At 36.4% G+C, this 19,792-nt stretch carries 24 protein-coding genes and 1 pseudogene; 23 read left to right on the top strand and 2 right to left on the bottom strand.

Going from position 1 to position 19,792, the window contains the following annotated elements; all coding sequences use genetic code 11:
• From RCG20_RS05000 to RCG20_RS04965, 8 genes are all read left to right on the top strand, one after another.
• Positions 1-513, top strand: coding sequence for a cytochrome c-type biogenesis protein CcmH (locus RCG20_RS05000; RefSeq protein WP_308183143.1), 513 nt, complete (start codon positions 1-3; stop codon positions 511-513).
• Between the two features lie 15 nt (positions 514-528).
• Positions 529-903, top strand: a complete 375-nt coding sequence (locus RCG20_RS04995; RefSeq protein ID WP_308183142.1) for a hypothetical protein — start codon at positions 529-531, stop codon at positions 901-903.
• Entirely contained in the window at positions 900-1,892 is a 993-nt protein-coding gene (locus RCG20_RS04990; protein ID WP_308183141.1) for a hypothetical protein, read from the top strand. Before RCG20_RS04995 ends, RCG20_RS04990 begins: the two co-directional genes overlap by 4 nt.
• 24 nt (positions 1,893-1,916) lie before the next feature.
• Positions 1,917-2,621, top strand: a complete 705-nt coding sequence (gene ccmA, locus RCG20_RS04985) for a heme ABC exporter ATP-binding protein CcmA (RefSeq protein ID WP_308183140.1) — start codon at positions 1,917-1,919, stop codon at positions 2,619-2,621.
• Positions 2,618-3,292 carry a heme exporter protein CcmB gene (locus tag RCG20_RS04980; protein WP_308183139.1) on the top strand — a complete coding sequence of 225 codons (675 nt, stop codon included), beginning with the start codon at positions 2,618-2,620 and terminating at the stop codon, positions 3,290-3,292. The genes ccmA and RCG20_RS04980 overlap by 4 nt, the downstream gene beginning before the upstream one ends.
• A 3-nt stretch (positions 3,293-3,295) precedes the next feature.
• On the top strand, positions 3,296-4,057 hold the full coding sequence (locus tag RCG20_RS04975) for a cytochrome c biogenesis protein (protein WP_308183138.1): 762 nt from the start codon (positions 3,296-3,298) through the stop codon (positions 4,055-4,057).
• Positions 4,058-4,069: 12 nt separating this feature from the next.
• Positions 4,070-4,195, top strand: coding sequence for a CcmD family protein (locus RCG20_RS04970; RefSeq protein WP_308183137.1), 126 nt, complete (start codon positions 4,070-4,072; stop codon positions 4,193-4,195).
• 90 nt (positions 4,196-4,285) lie between these two features.
• On the top strand, positions 4,286-4,795 hold the full coding sequence (locus RCG20_RS04965; protein ID WP_308183136.1) for a TlpA family protein disulfide reductase: 510 nt from the start codon (positions 4,286-4,288) through the stop codon (positions 4,793-4,795).
• A 967-nt stretch (positions 4,796-5,762) separates the two neighbouring features.
• Here RCG20_RS04965 and RCG20_RS04960 read toward each other — a convergent pair.
• Together RCG20_RS04960 and RCG20_RS04955 are read right to left on the bottom strand one after the other, a co-directional pair.
• A pseudogene (locus RCG20_RS04960) lies at positions 5,763-7,222 on the bottom strand (IS1182 family transposase).
• A 510-nt stretch (positions 7,223-7,732) separates the two neighbouring features.
• Positions 7,733-8,395, bottom strand: a complete 663-nt coding sequence (locus RCG20_RS04955) for an SIMPL domain-containing protein (RefSeq protein ID WP_308183135.1) — start codon at positions 8,393-8,395, stop codon at positions 7,733-7,735.
• 199 nt (positions 8,396-8,594) lie between these two features.
• On the opposite strand from RCG20_RS04955, the gene spoIIIAA reads away from it, so the two are divergent.
• From spoIIIAA to RCG20_RS04880, 15 genes are all read left to right on the top strand, one after another.
• Positions 8,595-9,518: a stage III sporulation protein AA gene (spoIIIAA, locus tag RCG20_RS04950; protein ID WP_308183134.1), complete on the top strand. Its 924-nt coding sequence runs from the start codon at positions 8,595-8,597 to the stop codon at positions 9,516-9,518.
• 1 nt (position 9,519) lies between these two features.
• Positions 9,520-10,035, top strand: coding sequence for a stage III sporulation protein SpoIIIAB (spoIIIAB, locus tag RCG20_RS04945; protein ID WP_308183133.1), 516 nt, complete (start codon positions 9,520-9,522; stop codon positions 10,033-10,035).
• A gap of 11 nt (positions 10,036-10,046) precedes the next feature.
• Positions 10,047-10,250, top strand: coding sequence for a stage III sporulation protein AC (spoIIIAC, locus tag RCG20_RS04940; protein ID WP_308183132.1), 204 nt, complete (start codon positions 10,047-10,049; stop codon positions 10,248-10,250).
• A 40-nt stretch (positions 10,251-10,290) separates the two neighbouring features.
• On the top strand, positions 10,291-10,680 hold the full coding sequence (gene spoIIIAD, locus RCG20_RS04935) for a stage III sporulation protein AD (protein ID WP_308184291.1): 390 nt from the start codon (positions 10,291-10,293) through the stop codon (positions 10,678-10,680).
• A gap of 37 nt (positions 10,681-10,717) precedes the next feature.
• Positions 10,718-11,917 carry a stage III sporulation protein AE gene (gene spoIIIAE, locus RCG20_RS04930; RefSeq protein WP_308183131.1) on the top strand — a complete coding sequence of 400 codons (1,200 nt, stop codon included), beginning with the start codon at positions 10,718-10,720 and terminating at the stop codon, positions 11,915-11,917.
• Between the two features lie 11 nt (positions 11,918-11,928).
• Positions 11,929-12,558, top strand: coding sequence for a stage III sporulation protein AF (spoIIIAF, locus tag RCG20_RS04925; RefSeq protein ID WP_308183130.1), 630 nt, complete (start codon positions 11,929-11,931; stop codon positions 12,556-12,558).
• Complete coding sequence (spoIIIAG, locus tag RCG20_RS04920) at positions 12,551-13,195, top strand: stage III sporulation protein AG (protein WP_308183129.1); 645 nt, start codon at positions 12,551-12,553, stop codon at positions 13,193-13,195. Before spoIIIAF ends, spoIIIAG begins: the two co-directional genes overlap by 8 nt.
• 16 nt (positions 13,196-13,211) lie before the next feature.
• Positions 13,212-13,772 (top strand): SpoIIIAH-like family protein, encoded by a 561-nt coding sequence (locus RCG20_RS04915; protein ID WP_308183128.1) that lies wholly within the window; start codon positions 13,212-13,214, stop codon positions 13,770-13,772.
• Positions 13,773-14,081: 309 nt separating this feature from the next.
• Positions 14,082-14,585 carry an acetyl-CoA carboxylase biotin carboxyl carrier protein gene (gene accB, locus RCG20_RS04910; protein WP_308183127.1) on the top strand — a complete coding sequence of 168 codons (504 nt, stop codon included), beginning with the start codon at positions 14,082-14,084 and terminating at the stop codon, positions 14,583-14,585.
• A gap of 14 nt (positions 14,586-14,599) precedes the next feature.
• Entirely contained in the window at positions 14,600-15,952 is a 1,353-nt protein-coding gene (gene accC, locus RCG20_RS04905) for an acetyl-CoA carboxylase biotin carboxylase subunit (RefSeq protein ID WP_308183126.1), read from the top strand.
• 24 nt (positions 15,953-15,976) lie between these two features.
• Entirely contained in the window at positions 15,977-16,384 is a 408-nt protein-coding gene (locus RCG20_RS04900) for an Asp23/Gls24 family envelope stress response protein (RefSeq protein ID WP_308183125.1), read from the top strand.
• A gap of 281 nt (positions 16,385-16,665) precedes the next feature.
• Positions 16,666-17,058 carry a transcription antitermination factor NusB gene (nusB, locus tag RCG20_RS04895; protein ID WP_308183124.1) on the top strand — a complete coding sequence of 131 codons (393 nt, stop codon included), beginning with the start codon at positions 16,666-16,668 and terminating at the stop codon, positions 17,056-17,058.
• Positions 17,059-17,107: 49 nt separating this feature from the next.
• Complete coding sequence (gene xseA / locus RCG20_RS04890) at positions 17,108-18,454, top strand: exodeoxyribonuclease VII large subunit (protein ID WP_308183123.1); 1,347 nt, start codon at positions 17,108-17,110, stop codon at positions 18,452-18,454.
• 1 nt (position 18,455) lies between these two features.
• On the top strand, positions 18,456-18,689 hold the full coding sequence (locus RCG20_RS04885) for an exodeoxyribonuclease VII small subunit (protein ID WP_308183122.1): 234 nt from the start codon (positions 18,456-18,458) through the stop codon (positions 18,687-18,689).
• Positions 18,690-18,692: 3 nt separating this feature from the next.
• Positions 18,693-19,586, top strand: a complete 894-nt coding sequence (locus RCG20_RS04880) for a polyprenyl synthetase family protein (protein WP_308183121.1) — start codon at positions 18,693-18,695, stop codon at positions 19,584-19,586.
• The last annotated feature ends 206 nt before the right edge of the window (positions 19,587-19,792 follow it).

Below are 19,792 nucleotides of genomic sequence, written 5' to 3'. Positions count from 1 at the left end.
GTGAAAAATAAAGCAGGCATAGCTCTTCTCTTACTATTGTTTATTTTCCAAGGTTCATTTATACGGGTAGAAGCAGCAAAGCAAATTGACTATAAATCAGCTGAATTTAAAGCAGTTGCCTCACAGTTCTCTTGCACATGTGGCTGTGGTCAGGATCATTTTGAATGTGATCCAAATACATGTAACCTCACGAAACAATTTAAAAAAGACTTGGTAGGCATGATGAATAAAGGCTGGGATAAGGATAAAATCCGTAAATACTATATCAATATTTATGGAGAAGAGATTTTAACTGCACCGGAGAAAAGTGGATTTAGTTTAACAGTATGGGTCCTTCCGTTTGTAATTCTCTTTGGGGCAGCAGGGACATTGTACTTCGTCATACGAAAATGGGTAAAGAAAAAAGGAACGGATGAACAATCTGTTGAGAATGAGTTTGATAATGAACAGAATGAAGTAGAAAGTGAAATTCTTTCTTCCATGATTGATGAGGAACGAAAAAAGTATCTTTAGGATGTGAACTAAAAAATGCAGGATATTTCAATCATTTCAATGGTATTTACCGCTGTTCTAGCACTGGGATGTCTTTTCCTTATTATCTCCCCCCTGTTTAAATGGGAAGCATATTTGGGTTTGAATACTACGGGGCAGGATTCGGCACAGATCAAGGAATCGCTGTTAACAACCCTCAATGAGATTGAGTTTGAGTATAAGATGGATAAAATATCTCACGTTGATTACAAAAATTTAAAAAGCCAATATGAAACACAAATTTCTAGCATTATGAAAGAAGAAGAATCTCTCGTCGATAATCATGTCGATAAAGATTTAATGTTGGAAGTGGAACGAGAAATAGAAGCGACGATGCAAAGCTATAAGAAGAAAAAGGGGGAAGGAAAGTGATTAAAAAAATCACAGTCCTCTTCCTAGGACTTATCTTGCTAATCCCGTTGACTGGATTTGCCGCATCCACATCAAAAGTTTCAATTGATATGAATTATATTGTTGTAAGTCCAGCTGAGGATGGTTCAACCAATATCTCAGTCATGGCAGACTATACAAATAAATCAACTGAAGAATTTAAGGGTGACGGAAATGAAGGAGTTTTAAAGGTTACGCTACCCAGTGAAGCAACGGATTTTAAATTTCTAGATAGTAAAATGCCTATCAAAAAGGTTGATAATGGATTTTTCACAATAAACCCTATCCCTGCAAATCAAAGTGTTGGATTGCAATACAGCTATAAAATTCCAAAAGGGAAAGAAATCAAGATAACATTCGATTATCCTGTGCAAATTATGCAGGTACTTATTCCAGAGGGGATGGGTAGTGCAGAGTTTAATGGTGTAGAATCTTCAAATCAGGGACTTTACAATTTTGATAATAAAAATTATTGGGAATACAGTGTAGAAGGAATGCAAGTAAACAAGGCTTTTACAATGGTCTACAATAAAGACAAACAGCCGCCATCAGCTTCAACAGGACAGGCACAATCAAAAAGTAATAATGGAGAAGCAAATTCAGTTACAAGATCTGCACCAGCTTTTCATAATCCTGGACATATCAGAATTTGGGAACAGTCTCCCTTGCATAACTTTAATCCACATATCTTTTTGATTGTTATTCTTGCCATTATTATTGCTGGAATATCCTACTATGTTTACTTTAGAAGGAAAGCAAAATTGGAGGACCTTAGAGTAGGGGCAGATAAGGAAGAAAAAGCTTTTAAACTATTAATGTCTAAGCAAAAAGTAATTATGGATAAGATTTTAGAGTTGGAAGAATCCCATAATAGTGGGAATATTTCCGAAGAAGATTATCATAAAAAGCTTGAAGCTTATAAAGAACATCTCGTTCAGGTAAAAATAAATTTACGTAAATTTGTAGAGTAGTAGTTGGAATGTGAGGGACTACACATGATTGAGATAAAAAAACTTACTAAGCAAGCAGATAATAAATTAATCTTACGTGGCATTGACCTTTCAATAAGAAAAGGGGAAACAGTTGCGATTCTTGGCCCAAACGGGGCTGGAAAGAGCACACTTTTAAAAGTGTTAGCAACTTTAATTAAGCCGACATCTGGCTCCGTAAAAATTAATGGTCTGGATTTGAAAAAAAATCATCTAGATATCAAAAAAATCTTTGGATATTTACCCCATTCCAGTTTGCTTTATGAAAACTATTCACCACTAGAAAACCTTGTATTTTACGGAAAATTATATGGTGTTTCGAAGGCAGAAGAAAGAGCAATAGAGTTGGTGAAAGAAGTAGGTCTTTCCTTCTTTCTAAATGAACCTGTTAAAAATTTTTCACGAGGTATGATTCAAAGGATTGCTATTGCAAGAGCAATTGTTCATGAACCAGAATTACTGCTTTTAGACGAACCGCACACAGGCTTAGATCAAGGGGCTATTTCCATTCTAAACAATGTTATCCTCTCCATGAAGGCGAAAGGAACGACAACGCTAATGGTTACACATGATTTTAAACAGGCTGCTGAAATATGTGATCGGATTATCATTATTAAAAATGGAAAGAAGGTCGATGACTTTAGACTTGAGGAAAAAGCCTTGAACTTTGTTTCTGAAAAATATCAGTATCAAGTGGAGGGGGTATCATGATTAAAACAGCCCTCCTACTTGCGAAAAAAGATTTATATTCAGAACTAAAGACGAAGCAGGTCCTTACAACAATGATTATTTTTGCGGGATTGGTGATCTTAGTTTTTAGTTTTGCTTTCGATCCAGCAAATAATACCACAAAGGCAGTAATTCCAGGGGTAATATGGGTTATAGTCGTGTTCTCGGGAATCTTGGGGCTAAATCGCTCATTTATATCGGAACAGCGAAATGATACTATGCAAGGTTTATTGATTGCACCGATGGATGCTTCAAGTGTTTTTTTAGGGAAGTTTTTAGCTAATTTCACGATGATGCTTGTGGTGGAACTGGTGTCAATCCCATTTCTTTTCTTATTATTTAATTTTCAAGTTCTGGGTAGTATCCCTTATTTTATCTTAATAATGTTTATAGGGAGTTTTGGATTTATCAGTATAGGTACTTTTTTGGCAGCGCTAGCGGCTAATTCAAAAAGTAGTGAAATGCTCCTCCCATTGCTTCTTTTCCCAATAACAAGCCCAATTTTAATTGGGGTTGTTCAAGCAACTAGAATTATCTTGACGAATATGGAAAAGTTGTCGAGTGCGATGGCATGGATCCAACTGGTATCAGCCTATGATGTAATCTTTTTTGTCCTATGTTTTCTATTAATAGAATATGTGCTGGAGGTTTAGGAAATGAGTATGAATCTCGAACGAGAGAAATCGGCAATTCATGTGTCAGAGTCGACAGATGTAAAGAGCCCAATTCTTCCAAAAATTTTATTTGGAGGAACGGTCATATCCATTTTGGCCGCCATTTATTTAATATTTATGTATGCGCACATTGAAAAAACCATGGGTATCGTGCAAAAAATCTTTTATTTCCATGTAGGTTCTGCATCAACCGCATTTTTAGCTTTTTTTGTAACTTTTATTTTTAGTATTTTATATCTAGTTAAAAGAAAAAGAATTTTTGACACATATGCCTATGTGTCAGCAGAAATTGGTCTAGTTTTTACCACTTTGGTTTTAACAACTGGACCTATCTGGGCAAAATCTGCTTGGAATACATGGTGGGCATGGGAGCCTCGCTTAACAACCACCTTAATTCTTTGGTTTATCTATATGGCGTATATCATGATTCGCCAAATGGATGGTGTATGGGATAAACGTGCAAGACTTTGTGCCGTATTTGGAATTATTGGTTTTACAGATGTTCCAATTGTTTTCTTTGCAATCCGTTGGTGGCAAACCAAATTTCACCCAATTGTTTTTGGAAATGGTGTTTCGCAAAAAGGTGGCGGGATTGAAGATAACATGCTAGTAGCCTTGTTAGTCTCAATTGCTGCTTTAACAATCCTTTATGCGTATCTCCTTAACAGAGGAGTAGCATTTGAAAATATGAAAATAAAAGTAAATCAATACAAGGAAAAATTAAGAGAAGAATTAGAAAAATAGGAGGAGATTATTATGGCATTTGTTTGGGGAGCATATTCAGTTATTTGGTTGATTATTTTTGGTTACCTTTTTCTTTTAGGAAAACGGCAAAACAATCTTAAAAAGGAAATCGAATTTTTAAAACAGATCGAAAAATAAAACCATGAATAGGCCTGTTATAAATAACAGGCCTATTCTATAAAACATCAGACTACTTACTGAAATTCACTGATGTTAGGGGGAGATAAAGTGAACAAACGAGGTGGAAAGATTCTCATATTGGCTCTCTTGTTTGGGATGTTTACTTTTTTTGCTTACAGCCTTGTAAGCCACGGAAAACATACCGATGTTGGTGATAAAGCCTATAATTTTGAGTTGCCTAATTTGGATGGGTCAACAACAAAGCTTTCTGATTTTACTGGGAAAATGGTTGTAATCAATGTTTTTGCTACTTGGTGTCAACCATGTAAAGAAGAAGCACCAGAATTGCAAGCTTTTGAAAAGGACTATGGAGATAAGTACAATTTAGTCATGCTTAACAAAGGCGAAACGAAAGATAACGTTAAACAATTTCTTAAAAAATTTCCTTCAAATGCAACCTACTTATTCGATTATAATGCTAAAATAACTAAAATGTATAATACGACTGGCCAGCCTGAAACATTTGTTATTGATAAAAAAGGAATAATTAGAGAGCATTATAATGGTCCAATTACCGAAATGCAATTGTATAATATGGTAAAAAAACACGATAAATAAATTAATTACTGAGAAAAAGGAGCAAACCCATTAAAAAGGGCTTGCTCCCTTTTTTATAAATAGTTCCGATAACGTGGAGAAAAACGTAAATAACTGTCCAAATTACAACTGAATTAGCATATTATTTAACATGGAAAAATGCTTTTGGTATTTGGGGAGAACTAAAAAGTCCTTCTTATTGGTGTTGATGGCATTGAGTAAAACTAGCGGATATTCACTAAGTAAAAAAATGACCGGGGCTATGCCCAGTTTTTCATATGGAGCTCGACTAATTTAAGTCGTTCATGAACTTGATAAACGACCATTCCCTCAAATAATGAAGTTTTTACCCTTTTTATATTGACTATTTTAAAGCTCATTATTACTTTTAACACCCTGTTGATTGTATATAGACCATAACTTTGCCCGTTGATTTCCACTCCGGGCACTTGCTTTCCGCGGGGAGGGATGGGAGCCTCCTCGGCGTACCGCCTGTGGGGTCTCCCATTCCCTCTAATCCCGCAGGAGTCAAGTGCCCTCCGCTCCAATCAACTCAAGTAGATAAAGTAGAAAAATCTGAAAACAACCAAAGACCACCTTTGATTCCAAAAAACCTCTATTTTAATGACATTGTTGGAGGCCCAGAAGTTTTAAGCGAGGTCACTGAAAAACTTTCTTTTTTTCAATAAGGATATATAACTGTATTAAAAAAGACGACTCTATAATTCAATGTGAATTTAAAGTCGCCTTTTTTACATTGACTATGTTAAAGCGCACTATTGCTTTTGACACCCTGTTGATTGGAGCGTAAGGTGCTCGACTCCTGCGGGAGCAGCGGGACAGGTGAGACCCCGCAGGCGCTTAAGCGAGGCTGCTGAAAAACTGGCGAATTTTTATTTTTCTCATTGGATGTGGATAAAAAAAGCAGCTAGTTGTCCAAATTTTGGATAACTAACTGCTTTTTTCTTGGTTACTTTTATATTCTATCTTATTTTTTCTCAGAGAGGAGCTTTATAATCCTCTTGAGATTGACTGCGAATATCGCTGTAGCTCCTTGTATTTCCATGCCAAATAGACCCGTAGATGACGCCACATCATACCCGTGTCTATGTTTAAGTTCACTATTTTTCGCCTCAATTTTATAGCGTGTTTTCGCTAGGTCTTTAAAAGCTTCCGTATTTTGAAACGCTTCTTGACCTGTATGTTCCGTTGATTTGATGGTTACTGAATAGGACTTACTTTTCGCTCCTTCTTTATAACATCCTTCACGGAAAGGACAAACAGCACATTTTTTAATATCAAAAAGGTACTTGATTCTAGGGTTTTTATCTTGATTCTTTCTTTCTTCATATTTTTTTCGAATGGCCATATGCCCGGCTTTACAAACATACATCCCTGCATCTTTATTAAAATTAAATTCATCTTCTTTTGTTCTTCTACCATATGTAATAAGTGGATGCAGTCTAGAAACAAGTGTTAATTGATGTTCTTTTGTATAACAAATATTATTTTTCTCAGAGTAGGCAGTATCCCCAATAATTGTATTAATTTCCATTCCTGTTGCTTGGCTTTTTTAATTAATTCCTGCAGATATTTTCCATCACTTTTTTCACCTGTTGTCACAACTGCAGCTGTAATAATTCGTTCATCACTCATTGCAATATGCGTTTTGTAGCCAAAAAAAGAAGAATCAGCTGTTTTATGTCCTACACGTGCGTCTGGGTCTGTTGAAAAAGCCAGTTGTTCTGTATAATCTTCCACTACTTCTTTTAGTACATTTAATTTTTCCTTTACAGCTGGGGTTGCCGCAATTTTTGGTTCTGACTCGACAACAGAAATGATTTGACGGCAATAATTTAATTCATCTGTTACTTCGTTAGAAGTTGTTTTGGATGGGAATTTCTCTTTCATGGATTCATCGAACTGATAAACGGCTTTTCGCACATTTTTTGATTTCTCCTGCAAAAATTCTCTCGGTGATTTTTGGTTATAACGTGCTTTTGTATGTGTAGCATCAACAATAATGGTTTTATTTTTAATAATTTCCTTTTTAATTGCAATCTCAACGGTCTTTCCAATGAGCATATCTAATAAACCCACATCTTGAAGACGGAGTTTACGGAATTTTGTTAAAGAACTTGGGTCAATTACGGAATCTTCTGGTGCCATATCGAGGAAATATTTAAACGACATATCATATTTTGAACGTTCTACTACATCTACATCTGACAAATCATAAATTGATTTAAGCAATAGATATTTGAACATACGAATCGGTGACACTGCATTCCGACCGTTATCAAGACAATATTTCGTTTTTAATTCTTCAAGAATAAATGAAAAGTCAACTAGTTTATTGATTTGGCGAAGCATATTATCCTCTGGAACTACGAGATCAAAAATAGCTAAATATGGACTGAAATTGAGAGATTCTTGATTGGAAATCATTTAGATATCACCTACATACATTTAATATCATTATTATAAGACAAATAGGCAGTTGAAAGTTTGATTAATTCAAACTTTCAACTGCCTAAAAAAATGGGACTTTTTCAGTGGCCTCCGCTTAAGCGCCGAGGAGGCTCACCGCCCGCCCCGCGGAAAGCGAGCACCTGGAGCGGAAATCAACAGACAAGTTTCAAAGAACGTTACATGAAGGTTTGCCTACCATAAGCGCATAAAAACAAAATAACACCCTAATTCGGACAATGACAATGATGATTGTCAAGCTGGTAAGCTATTTTTAATGTTATTTTGGATCCAATTAAGCTAAAAATAGTGTTATACCAATAAAAAACAGCATACCAAGTTGTATGTTAATTAATATGCTAATTTCTAGGCTATTTGAAATGTTTCTCCACAAAATCGGAACTACTTGCCTTTTTTAAGGTTTGCTTTTTTATATTGATAATTATTGCCTTCTTCAGCTCTTGTCGTGGCTTTTAGGGCACTTTCGCATTAAGGGTTGTAATGGAATTTTGCTATTACCCTTGCCTTTACTATGAGCTCACCAGGCTCGAATTGAGTTGAGGTTATTCCTTTTACATATGTTACAGACTGATTAATAAGGGGTCTAGCACCTTCTCCTACACTTTCTGTCACTTGTATGGGTGTTGGGAAGAGATGCACCTTTAAAGAACCTGCTATCGTTTGTGCTTTGTGGAGGGCATTATCGATGGCTGCTGAAAGTGCCTGTTGATAGACAGCCTCTTTATTTTTTACCGTAAATTGAACATTTGCCACATAATTTGCCCCCTGTTGAACAGAGGTATCTACAATTTTCCCCACTAAATTTAAATCTTCAATTTTTACATTTAATAGATGTGTAACTTTGTATCCTCGAAATAGTTGTTTTCCTTGGTCAAAATCATATTCAGACTCTATTCGGTAATCAAATGTTTGAATCAGCTTTTTGGGAACCCCAAGTGATAAAAGAGAGTTGATTATTTTTGTGATAGAAATAGCATTTTCCTGTTCGGCCTGGATCAACTCTTTCCCCTCAGTCACCACTCCTAAATTAATAGTTGCTAAATTTGGTGGAATAGTAATCTCTCCATCACCGACCACCTCAAGTAAAAATGGTTTCGTAAATAAATGATTATCTTGTTGACGATAGTACATGTTTCCTCCCCCTCTCTAAAAACTCCTAATTTATAGGTACGGTTTCTTTAATAAGAAAATTCCTCCCAAATTGTAAATCCAACGTGAATTTATATGGATTAGATACAAAGTTTGAAAGAAATGAATGATTTGAAAGTCATATTGTGAACAGGGAGGCATACATTTTAAATAATGAGACAAGCCGCAAGGAGGAAGAGACTTGGAATCGTTCATGCATTTTTTACCGAAAAATATAGCGGATATCATTAACAAAATCCGTCCTTTCCAGTTAGAAGAAATGGAAGAAATACGAATCCGAATTAATCGCCCAATTGAAATTACGATAAAGGGGGTTCCGAAATTCCTATCCTATATTATTCAATCTGAGGATGCGATTCATTTGATGAATAAAATAAGCCATTTCTCCATTTATACCCTCGATGAAGAGTTAAAACGTGGATATATCACCGTCTCAGGGGGACATAGAATAGGCCTTGCAGGAAAAGTCATCCTTGAGGACGGAAGGGTAAAAGCCATTCGGGATATTTCATCATTTAATATACGTATTGCAAATGAAAAGATCGGAATCGCGGAATCAATCATGCCCTCTATCTATAAGGGCGGATTGCTGCACACGATGATTATTGGGCCTCCTCAAACAGGAAAAACAACTTTACTACGGGATATTGCAAGAATTATTTCGACTGGAAACATAGGAGCTGGCATTCAAGCCAAAAAGGTAGGAATTGTTGATGAGCGTTCTGAAATTGCTGGATGTGTGAGTGGAATTCCCCAATTGACCTTTGGACACCGTGTAGATGTATTGGATGCTTGCCCAAAAGCTGAAGGGATGATGATGATGATTCGTTCAATGAGCCCTGATGTCCTTATTGTCGACGAAATTGGCAGGCAAGAAGATGCTGATGCCATCATAGAAGCTATCCACGCAGGAATTAAGCTCATCATGACAGCCCATGGAAATAGTCTTCAAGATTTACAAAAGCGTCCCTCATTAAAGCAAATTCTTGATCAACAAATATTTCAACGATTTGTTGTACTTAGTAGAAAACAAGGGCCTGGGACAATTACACATATCTTGGATGCAAACGGAAAAGAATTGAATCAAAAAGTGAGAGTGACGTAACTTGATTAAGTTGATTGGTGCAGTTTTCATTATTGTTGCAACCACTTGGACTGGGTTTGAAGCTTCAAGGCATTATAGTGAAAGGCCAAAACAGCTTAGATTGCTAAAATCTGCTCTACAATCCCTAGAAGCAGAAATTATGTATGGACATACTCCATTACATGAGGCTTCTAGACGATTATCTGACCAGCTATCAAAACCCTTATCAAGGCTGTTTGAAACTTTTGCAGATAAATTAACCAATTCAGAAACAACTGTAAAAGATGCCTGGGAAGCAAGTTTAAAGGAAGTTTGGAAACTTACAGCTCTAAAACAGGGAGAATTTGAAGTCATGAAACAATTTGGAGAAACTCTAGGGCGCCATGATCGCTATTCCCAACAGAAACAAATAATGCTTACCCTTTCACATTTAGAGAGGGAAGAGGCAGATGCAATTGATAAACAAGCAACTTATGAAAAAATGGTGAAAAGCTTAGGGTTCTTGTCGGGATTATTATTGATCATTTTATTATTTTAGGGGGAAAAGTAATGGGCTTGGGAGTAGATATAATCTTTAAAATTGCCGGAGTCGGAATTGTTGTAGCATTTTTGCACACTATTCTTGATCAGGTTGGGAAAAAAGAATATGCCCAATGGGTAACATTGTTTGGATTCATCTATATTTTGTTCCAAGTTGCCTCCATTGTGGATGATCTCTTTCAAAAAATAAAATCAGTATTTTTATTTCAATAATTAGTTCAATAGTTATTTTAATAGAAAGGGGAGCTCTGCCATTGAAATCGTTAAAATAGTTGGACTAGCCCTAGTTGCAACCTTCCTGGCATTAATTCTGAAGGAACAGAAACCCAATTTTGCATTTTTGCTTGTAATATTTGTTGGTTGTACTATCTTTCTTTTTCTAGTTGATAAGATTTATGAAATTATTACTATGCTTGAAAAGTTAGCAGTCAATGCAAAAGTCAATATGGTGTATGTTGAAACCATTCTAAAAATTATCGGAATTGCCTACATCGCTGAATTTGCTGCACAAATAACGAAGGATGCGGGGCAGGGAGCTATTTCATCAAAGATTGAGCTGGCTGGGAAAATCATTATCCTCGCAATGGCGATTCCGATTCTAACTGTTATGATTGAAACCATTATTAAATTAATCCCTAGTTAATTCCAGCTATTTTCTACTGATAAATCGAGGTGAAAGCATGAAGCAAAGGTTGCGATTTGTTCCTATTATTATTCTCATTTTCCTTTTTTTTAGTATTCCAAGTGTCCAAGCTTCTCAAAATACGAAGGAAACTTCTACACCTCTTTCTCCACAGGAATTGGTAGATTCCCAGCTAAAAACAATGAATTTAACGGAGTTAAAACAATATTGGGAAAATATTTCTAGTAAATATGGAGGGTATCTTCCAGAGAGTCAAAAAGGAAGTCTGTATGATTTTATTAAAAGTGAGAAGAAATTCTCTCTTAAAGAATGGGGTCAGGGAATTTTTAAATTTGCCTTTCAAGAATTTGTAGCAAATGGCAAACTTCTCGGTACGTTAATTATGCTGACTGTTTTCAGCATGTTTCTTCAATCAATGCAAAATGCATTTGAAAAGAGCTCCATAAGCAAGATTGCCTATTCGATTGTATTTATGGTTCTAGTAATTTTGGCACTAAATAGTTTTCATATTGCTATTAATTATACGAATGAAGCGATCGGATCAATGATATCGTTTGTTCTTGCTCTTGTCCCACTATTGCTTGCACTAGTTGCAGCTTCTGGGGGGATTGTGTCGGCGGCCTTTTTTCATCCTGTCATCTTATTTTTAATGAATACGAGCGGCTTACTTATTCAATATGTGGTGTTACCGCTTCTTTTCTTAGCAGCATTATTAAGCATTGTCAGCACTATGTCTGAGAATTATAAAGTTACCCAGTTGGCCCAATTGCTTAGAAATTGGAGTATCGGGCTTATGGGCCTTTTCTTAACGATTTTTCTGGGTGTTATTTCCGTTCAGGGAGCTTCATCTGCTATAACGGACGGAGTGACGATCAAAACCGCAAAATTTATTACGGGTAACTTTATCCCAGTGATAGGTAGGGTATTTACAGATGCCACAGATACTGTTGTCAGCGCATCAGTTCTATTGAAAAATTCAGTTGGAATCGCAGGTGTTGCCATTCTACTAATTATCGTGGCCTTTCCAGCTATTAAAATATTAATGATTGCCTTTATATATAAGTTTGCAGCAGCTATTTTACAACCATTGGGTGGCGGACCAATAATAGCATGCCTGGATATTATTTCAAAGAGTATCATCTATGTCTTTGCGGCATTAGGTATTGTATCACTTATGTTCTTTTTAAGCATAACAGTGATTGTTGCGGCAGGAAATTTAACCATGATGATGAGGTAGGTGAGGCCAAAATGTCATATTTAATAGAGTGGGTAACGAATATTATTCTATTTATTCTCTTGGCTACAGTAATTGATATGCTTTTGCCCAATTCAAGCATGCAGAAATATACGAAGATGGTAACAGGGTTGCTCTTGATTGCTATTATTCTTACGCCGCTCTTTAAATTAATTTCCAATGACTTCGAAGCAACATTTGCAGGAATTCCAACCTTCGAATCACCAGAAAACAAAAATATGAAAAATTTGATAGAAATGAAAAAAAAAGAAATACAAGCCTCAGACCATGCATATATTGTAGAACAAATGGCTGTCCAACTTAAAAAGGGTGTAGAAGAGGAGTTGATGAAACAATACGGATTGGAGATTGCTAAAATTGAACTTTCAACCAATGAAAAGAGTGATCAAACATTCCCTGAAAACCTGCAAAAGGTTTCGGTTCTTCTGAAACAACCAAGCAACCAAATTGAGACAGTCGAAGTAGTCAAACCGATTGAAATTAACACCCAAAAACCTCCTTCATCTAGTAGAAATACAAAAAAATCTGGAGAAATTGCCACATTTCTTTCGCAAAAATGGAATGTCAACAAAAAAACAATTGAAATCTTGATTGAAGGGGGGCAGAACAAGACGAATGGATAACAACAAAGGTCCGTTTTCATGGTTTAAAAAATGGCTGTCAAAGGAAAATACATCGGATAAGAAAGTAAGCAAGTATCAATATATGATCTTGGTCATATGCATAGGTGCAGCATTCATGCTTGCTGGCAATATCCTTTTTAAAAAGCAAACTACAACTCCAGATATACCAACTATAAGTACAACTAAGGCGCAGGATGTCCCTGCATTTGGTCTGAAAAAAAGTTCTGGCAATAAAGCTATTTCAGATTATGAGCAAGAGTATGAGAGCCAACTAAAGGAGGCTCTTAACGAGATGCTAGGTGTTGATGATGTTAAGGTAGTTGTAAATATTGATTCTACTGAGGAAAAAGTACTAGAAAAAAATAAGGTCTCAAAAAATCAAATTACAGATGAAACAGATCGGGATGGTGGAAAACGGAATGTCCAAGATTCCTCTGTAGATGAACAGCTAGTTATCTTGCGCAATGGTGATAAAGAAGTTCCGATTGTAGTCGAAACGAAGAAACCAGAGATACGTGGAGTTTTAATTATTGCACGTGGAGCAGAAAACATACAGATTAAAAAATGGATTGTTGAAGCCGTTACGAGGGCGCTTGGCGTACCAAGCCACCGAGTTGCGGTCATGCCTAAAAAATAAAAGGGGGATTTTGAAAATGCTATTGAAAAAACAAACAGTGTGGTTATTAACAATGTTAAGTTTAGTAGTTGTATTATCGGTATATTATATTACATCACCAGAGCAAAAAGGAAATGACATTACAGCAGTGCAGCAAAATGCAAAGGATCAATTAGATAGCAAACAGGCACAGGCTGCGAAAAAAACAGTTGATAAAAGTGGAAAAACAATTGTTTCCCAAGTTAGTGATGATACGTTTGATGCCCTAAGGTTACAATTAGAAGATCAACGTAGTCAACAGAAAGAAGATTTACAAGCACAAGTTGCATCAACAGATCTTCCTGCTGACAAACGTAGTGAGGCATATGATCAAATGCAAAAATTAAGTGAAACCGCACAAAAGGAAGAAGTACTTGAAACATTAATTAAAACCTTGGGATATGAAGATGCACTTGTAAGAGCAGATGCTGGTAAAGTAAATATTACAGTAAAATCGAAGAAAAAACATTCCGCAACAGCTGCAAATGATATTATCCAACTTGTTAAAAAGGAAATTGACACAAACTTCGTTGCAGTGGAATTCCAACCTTCAAAATAAGAATAAGCTTAGGCACTGCTAATCGGATGCCAAAGCTTGACAATCGTTTTAACAACAATATAATTTAGCAAGGACTCTTAAAAGAAAGAAAGCATTGACAATTTGCTTTCTTTTTTGATTTAATTACATCTTATTAAAAAATAATGGTAGATGCATATCACTTTTTTACCAAAGTAAATAAAGAAGTAGGGTGTTGGTTTTTTAGGTGCTTGCAAAAAGAGTTGAAATAACATTATTGAACTTTTATAAGGTATTATCGTATAGTAATAGTAGCTACTCTCAATTCTGTGGTATAAGGGGTGTAATAAAATGTTAAAAGTGCAAGAAATTAGAGAATTAATAAAACTTGTGGATCAGTCTAGCATTGATGAATTTCTTTATGAACATGAGGGTTCTAAGATTCAAATGAAGAGGAATGTTCAATCGGCCGTAACACCTGTTCAACCAGTAACCAAAGTTGCAGCACCGATTACAGTTAGTGTACCAACACCAGAGACAGCACCTGTGGCTTTGAAACAGGAAGTTATTCAGGAACCAGCATCAGTGGCTACAAATGATGCAGAAGCTGCGAATCTACATAAAATTACTTCACCAATGGTTGGAACATTTTATTCTGCTCCATCTCCAGATGTAGATGCATATGTGAAAGCAGGATCAAAGGTATCCAAAGATTCGATTGTATGTATTGTTGAAGCAATGAAGTTATTTAACGAAATTGAATCAGAAGTAAATGGCGAAATTGTAGAGATATTAGTTAAAAATGGCCAATTAGTTGAATATGGGCAACCATTATTTTTAGTAAAGTCTGAGTAAGGGGCGATAACAGGATGATAAGAAAACTGTTAATTGCAAACAGGGGTGAAATTGCTGTTAGGGTTATTCGTGCTTGTCGCGAAATGGGCATTGAGTCTGTGGCTGTTTTTTCTGAAGCAGACCGAGAGGCACTACATGTTCAGCTTGCAGATGAAGCATATTGTATTGGCCCTACTTCATCCAAAGATAGTTATTTAAATGTTACAAATATTATTAGTGTAGCTACTCTAACCGGTTGTGATGCAATCCATCCAGGTTACGGTTTCTTAGCAGAAAATGCTGATTTTGCGGAATTATGCCGCGAATGTAATATTACATTTGTAGGTCCAAGTCCGGAAGCCATTATAAGAATGGGCACCAAAGATATCGCAAGAGAAACAATGCGAGAGGCTGGGGTACCAATTGTCCCAGGCTCGACGGGAATCATTAAAGATGTTGAAGAAGCATTGGAACTCTCGAATGAACTTGGTTATCCAGTCATTATTAAGGCAACAGCTGGTGGTGGCGGAAAAGGAATTCGTGTAGCAAGAAATGAACAAGAGCTAATTAAGGGGATCAATATTACACAGCAGGAAGCGATGACTGCCTTTGGAAACCCAGGTGTTTATATTGAAAAATATATCGAAGATTTCCGACATGTAGAAATACAAGTACTCGGAGATTCGTATGGTAACACAGTTCACTTAGGTGAACGAGACTGTTCAATCCAACGTAGACTTCAGAAACTGTTAGAAGAAACTCCTTCTCCAGCATTGGATGAAGATATGCGCGAAGAAATGGGTATTGCGGCTGTAAAAGCAGCAAAAGCAGTTGATTATTCAGGTGCTGGTACGGTAGAATTTATATATGATTACCGTGCTCGCAAGTTCTACTTTATGGAAATGAATACTAGAATTCAAGTGGAGCACCCAGTAACGGAGATGGTTACAGGAATAGACCTAATTAAGGAACAAATTAGAGTTGCTTCAGGTGAAATGCTCTTGTATTCCCAAGAAGACGTAACATTTACTGGCTGGGCAATCGAATGCCGCATTAATGCTGAAAATCCTGAAAAGAAATTCATGCCTTCTCCAGGCAAAATCAAAATGTATTTGCCACCAGGAGGATTAGGTGTTCGAATTGATTCAGCTGCATATCCTGGATATACGATTCCACCTTATTACGATTCCATGATTGCGAAAGTTATCACATACGGAAGCAGTAGGGAAGAAGCTATTTCCCGTATGAAACGGGCTTTAAGTGAATTTGTGATTGAAGGAATTCATACCACCATTCCGTTTCATTTAAAACTTCTTGAACATGAGCAATTTGTGGAAGGACAATTTAATACGAAGTTCCTTGAATTGTATGATGTAATGAAATCTTAGTTGTAAATTCTGGAGGTGTAAATAATGGAAGATAATGGTCTTTTAGAAATGAATCCAGAAAACAGTGGGCGTGGGAAAGTCGAAATAGCCCCTGAAGTGATTGAAGTTATTGCAGGCATTGCTGCTTCTGAAGTAGATGGTGTTGCACAAATGCGTGGTAATTTTGCAACTGGTGTTGTGGAACGCTTAGGGAAAAAAAATCATGGTAAGGGCGTAAAAGTCGAGCTTTCAGAATTAGGAATTAAGGTAGATGTTTTTTGTGTAATGAAGTTTGGTGTTTCTATTCCAACTGTTGCTCAAAAAGTTCAAGATAATATTAGGCAAACACTGCTAAATATGACAGCATTAGAAACAGAAGAAATTAATATTCATATTGTTGGTATACAGTTTGAAACTGGGAAGAATGAACCGGAAATTGAACAGGAAATCTAACATGAAGCCAGAGGATGTTTTATCCTTTGGTTTTTTTATCTAATCAGAATTTATATCCATAAATTCTGCTCCCGTAAAAGGGAAACTACGCTTCTGTCAACGTCACCAATCAGCGAGTTTCTTTAAATAAAATGTAACGCACAGTGCGAATCAATCTTAGTTATGCTATTATCTTTCTATGTACTCAAGTATCATGGTAAAGTTAAAAATCTTAATAAGTTTTTTTCCTGTTGCAATTTGGACAAAAATTCATTCTGAGATATAAAGGAGTTAAAGGTATAATGAAAAGAAGAACAGCAAGAGAAAAAGCATTGCAAGCCCTTTTTCAAATTGATGTCAGTGATGTCACTCCATCTTCTGCTATGGAACATGTTTTAGAAGGAGAAGCAAATGATGATTATTTAACAAAGCTTGTTTTGGGTGTTGTGAAGGAAAAAAGTGAAATTGACCAACTAATTAAGAAAAACCTTGAAAAATGGTCATTGGAGCGTCTTGCAACAGTTGATCGAAATTTGCTGCGATTAGCCATTTATGAATTAAAATTTTTGAATGATGAGGTACCGGAGAACGTGGTATTAGACGAGGCAATTGAAATTGCTAAAATTTATGGTGATGATCAATCAAGCAAATTTATTAATGGTTTACTTTCAAAGGTGAAACAACAGCTTTCATAATCTTATTGGTCTAAAAGATACGGAAACAGGATTCAAAAAGGAGTATGTTATGCTTGAACAAAAATATTTAACCGTTCATGCTTTGACAAAATACATAAAAAGAAAATTTGATGTTGACCCCCATTTACAAGATATTTTTGTAAAAGGGGAGATTTCAAATTTTAAGCAGCATTCTAGCGGACATATGTATTTTACTTTAAAAGATGAAAAAGCGCGTATTCTAGCAGTAATGTTTGCGAGTCATTCTAGAACAATGAAGTTTTTGCCTGAAAATGGTATGAAGGTAATTTTAAGGGGAGAAATTTCTGTCTATGAACCGAGTGGGCAATATCAAATATATGCGAAAGAAATGCGCCCTGATGGAATTGGGGATTTGTATCTAGCATATGAGCAATTAAAAAAGAGGCTCGAGCTTGAGGGCTTATTTGCCATGGAATATAAAAAAGCGATACCGTTGTTCCCAAAAACAGTCGGTGTGATTACCTCACCAACTGGTGCTGCAATTAGGGATATTATAACGACGATAAAAAGACGATTTCCAATTGCTAAAGTCCTTGTCTTTCCAGCATTAGTTCAAGGTGAACAGGCTGCGCCTTCCATTGTTCATGCGATTGAAAAAGCCAATAACATGAATGATATTGATGTTCTAATAGTGGGTCGTGGTGGAGGATCGATAGAGGAGTTATGGGCATTTAACGAAGAAATAGTCGCTAAAGCAATATTTTCTTCGGAAATTCCGATTATTTCTGCTGTCGGACACGAAACTGATTTTACAATTGCTGACTTTGTGGCTGACTTAAGAGCGCCCACTCCTACAGGGGCAGCAGAACTTGCCGTTCCACATATTGATGAGTTAATGGAAAGAGTGTTACAACGACAAACCAGACTTCTCCGTGCCATGAAAGAAAGACTTCGATTCGAAAGTCAGCATCTTGACCGTTTGAAAAAATCTTATGCATTTCGTTATCCTGAACGTTTATATGAACAGAAGCTTGAACAAACTGATAAATTAACAGAGAGACTTATTAGAGGCACTTGGCGGTTATCGACAGTAAAAGGGAACGAACAGGAAAACCTTATGAAACGTTTGTACCGAAACCATCCTAGCCATCTTCTACAAAAGTCAGAGGATCAATTTGAACGTTCCCAAAAGCAAATCAACCGGGCAATGCTGCAAATTTTAGAAAAAAAACAATCTGAACATGACAAAATAAATTCCACATTGCATGCTTTGAGCCCTTTGAAAATTATGGAGCGGGGTTATAGCTTAGTTTATACTAAAGCGAACAAACTTCTTAAAAGTACAAGACAAGTAAAAGAAAATGATTCAATTCAAATTAATTTAACTGATGGAACTCTAATGTGCAAGGTAAAGGATATAAAGGAGGGTGAATAGCATGGCAGAAGAAAAACAATTATCCTTTGAAGATGCGATGAGTCAACTGGAAAAAATTGTTGAACGTCTTGAGGAGGGTGACGTCCCACTTGAAGAAGCGATCGCTATTTATAAAGATGGTATGGAACTTTCTAAGCTTTGCCATGATAAATTAAAAAATGTCGAAGCACAATTAGCGCAAATTATTACAGAGGATGGTCGTACGGAGAGTTTTTCAATTGCTGAGGAGGAATAGATTTTGGAAACCAGGTTTCTTGATTCATTTTCAAAAGAGTATAAGCAACTAGTAGAAGCAGAACTTCGGAATTTGGTGAACAAGTCTGATGCGCCTCCCATTATTAAGGAAGCTATGCAATATTCGCTTGAAGCAGGTGGAAAACGAATTCGTCCGCTCTTATTATTTGCAACAATGGTAGCTTTTGGGATTGATCCGAAGCGTGGTCTCCTTGCTGCCTGTGCGATTGAAATGATTCATACTTATTCATTAATTCACGATGACTTGCCTTGCATGGATGATGATGATCTAAGAAGGGGTAAGCCCACTAATCATAAAGTGTTTGGTGAGGCCGTTGCTGTCTTGGCCGGGGATGCACTTCTCACGTACAGCTTTGAGGTAGTTGGGATTACTCCAAATGAATTTGCCTCGCCTGAAACTAAGCTTAAATTAGTTATTGAAATGGCAAAAGCAGCCGGGACTGAGGGCATGGTTGGCGGACAGGTCGCCGATATGATTGGTGAGGGTAAGCACTTGACGCTAGAGGAATTAGAATACATACATATTCACAAAACAGGTAAAATTTTAGGATATTATGTCAAAGCTGGAGCACTCTTAGCAGAGGCAAATGAGCCCGAATTAACAAATTTAATGGCTTTTGCACATCATCTTGGACTTGCTTTCCAGATTCGTGATGATATTCTCGATCTAGAAGGTAATGAAGAGATCATCGGAAAACCTGTGGGAAGTGATACCATCAACCATAAAAGTACATATCCACTTCTTCTAACAATGGATGGTGCAAAGGATGCGCTTCAAAATCATATTTTAGAGGCTAAACGATACTTAAAACTGACAAACTTAAACACAAATATTTTAAGTGAAATCACTGATTTGGTTGCAGCTAGGGATCATTAAAAATGGGTATTTGAGGCAATTACTTAATTATGATATAATGGTGTTTAATGAAGAAAACGTTAGGACTGCCGTTATCACGTTTGTGTTAGCGGCTATTTTTTAGCTAAGCAGAATTTATATCCATACTTCTGCTAGTGCATAAGGGCAACTGCGCGTAATAATTCCCTTAGGGGCTCGCCAATCGACGAGTTTTCTTTAGACTAAAT

The organism is Neobacillus sp. PS3-40 (genome assembly GCF_030915485.1).
GTDB lineage: Bacteria > Bacillota > Bacilli > Bacillales > Cytobacillaceae > JAUZPL01.
This window is presented reverse-complemented; position numbering and strand designations above follow the sequence as displayed.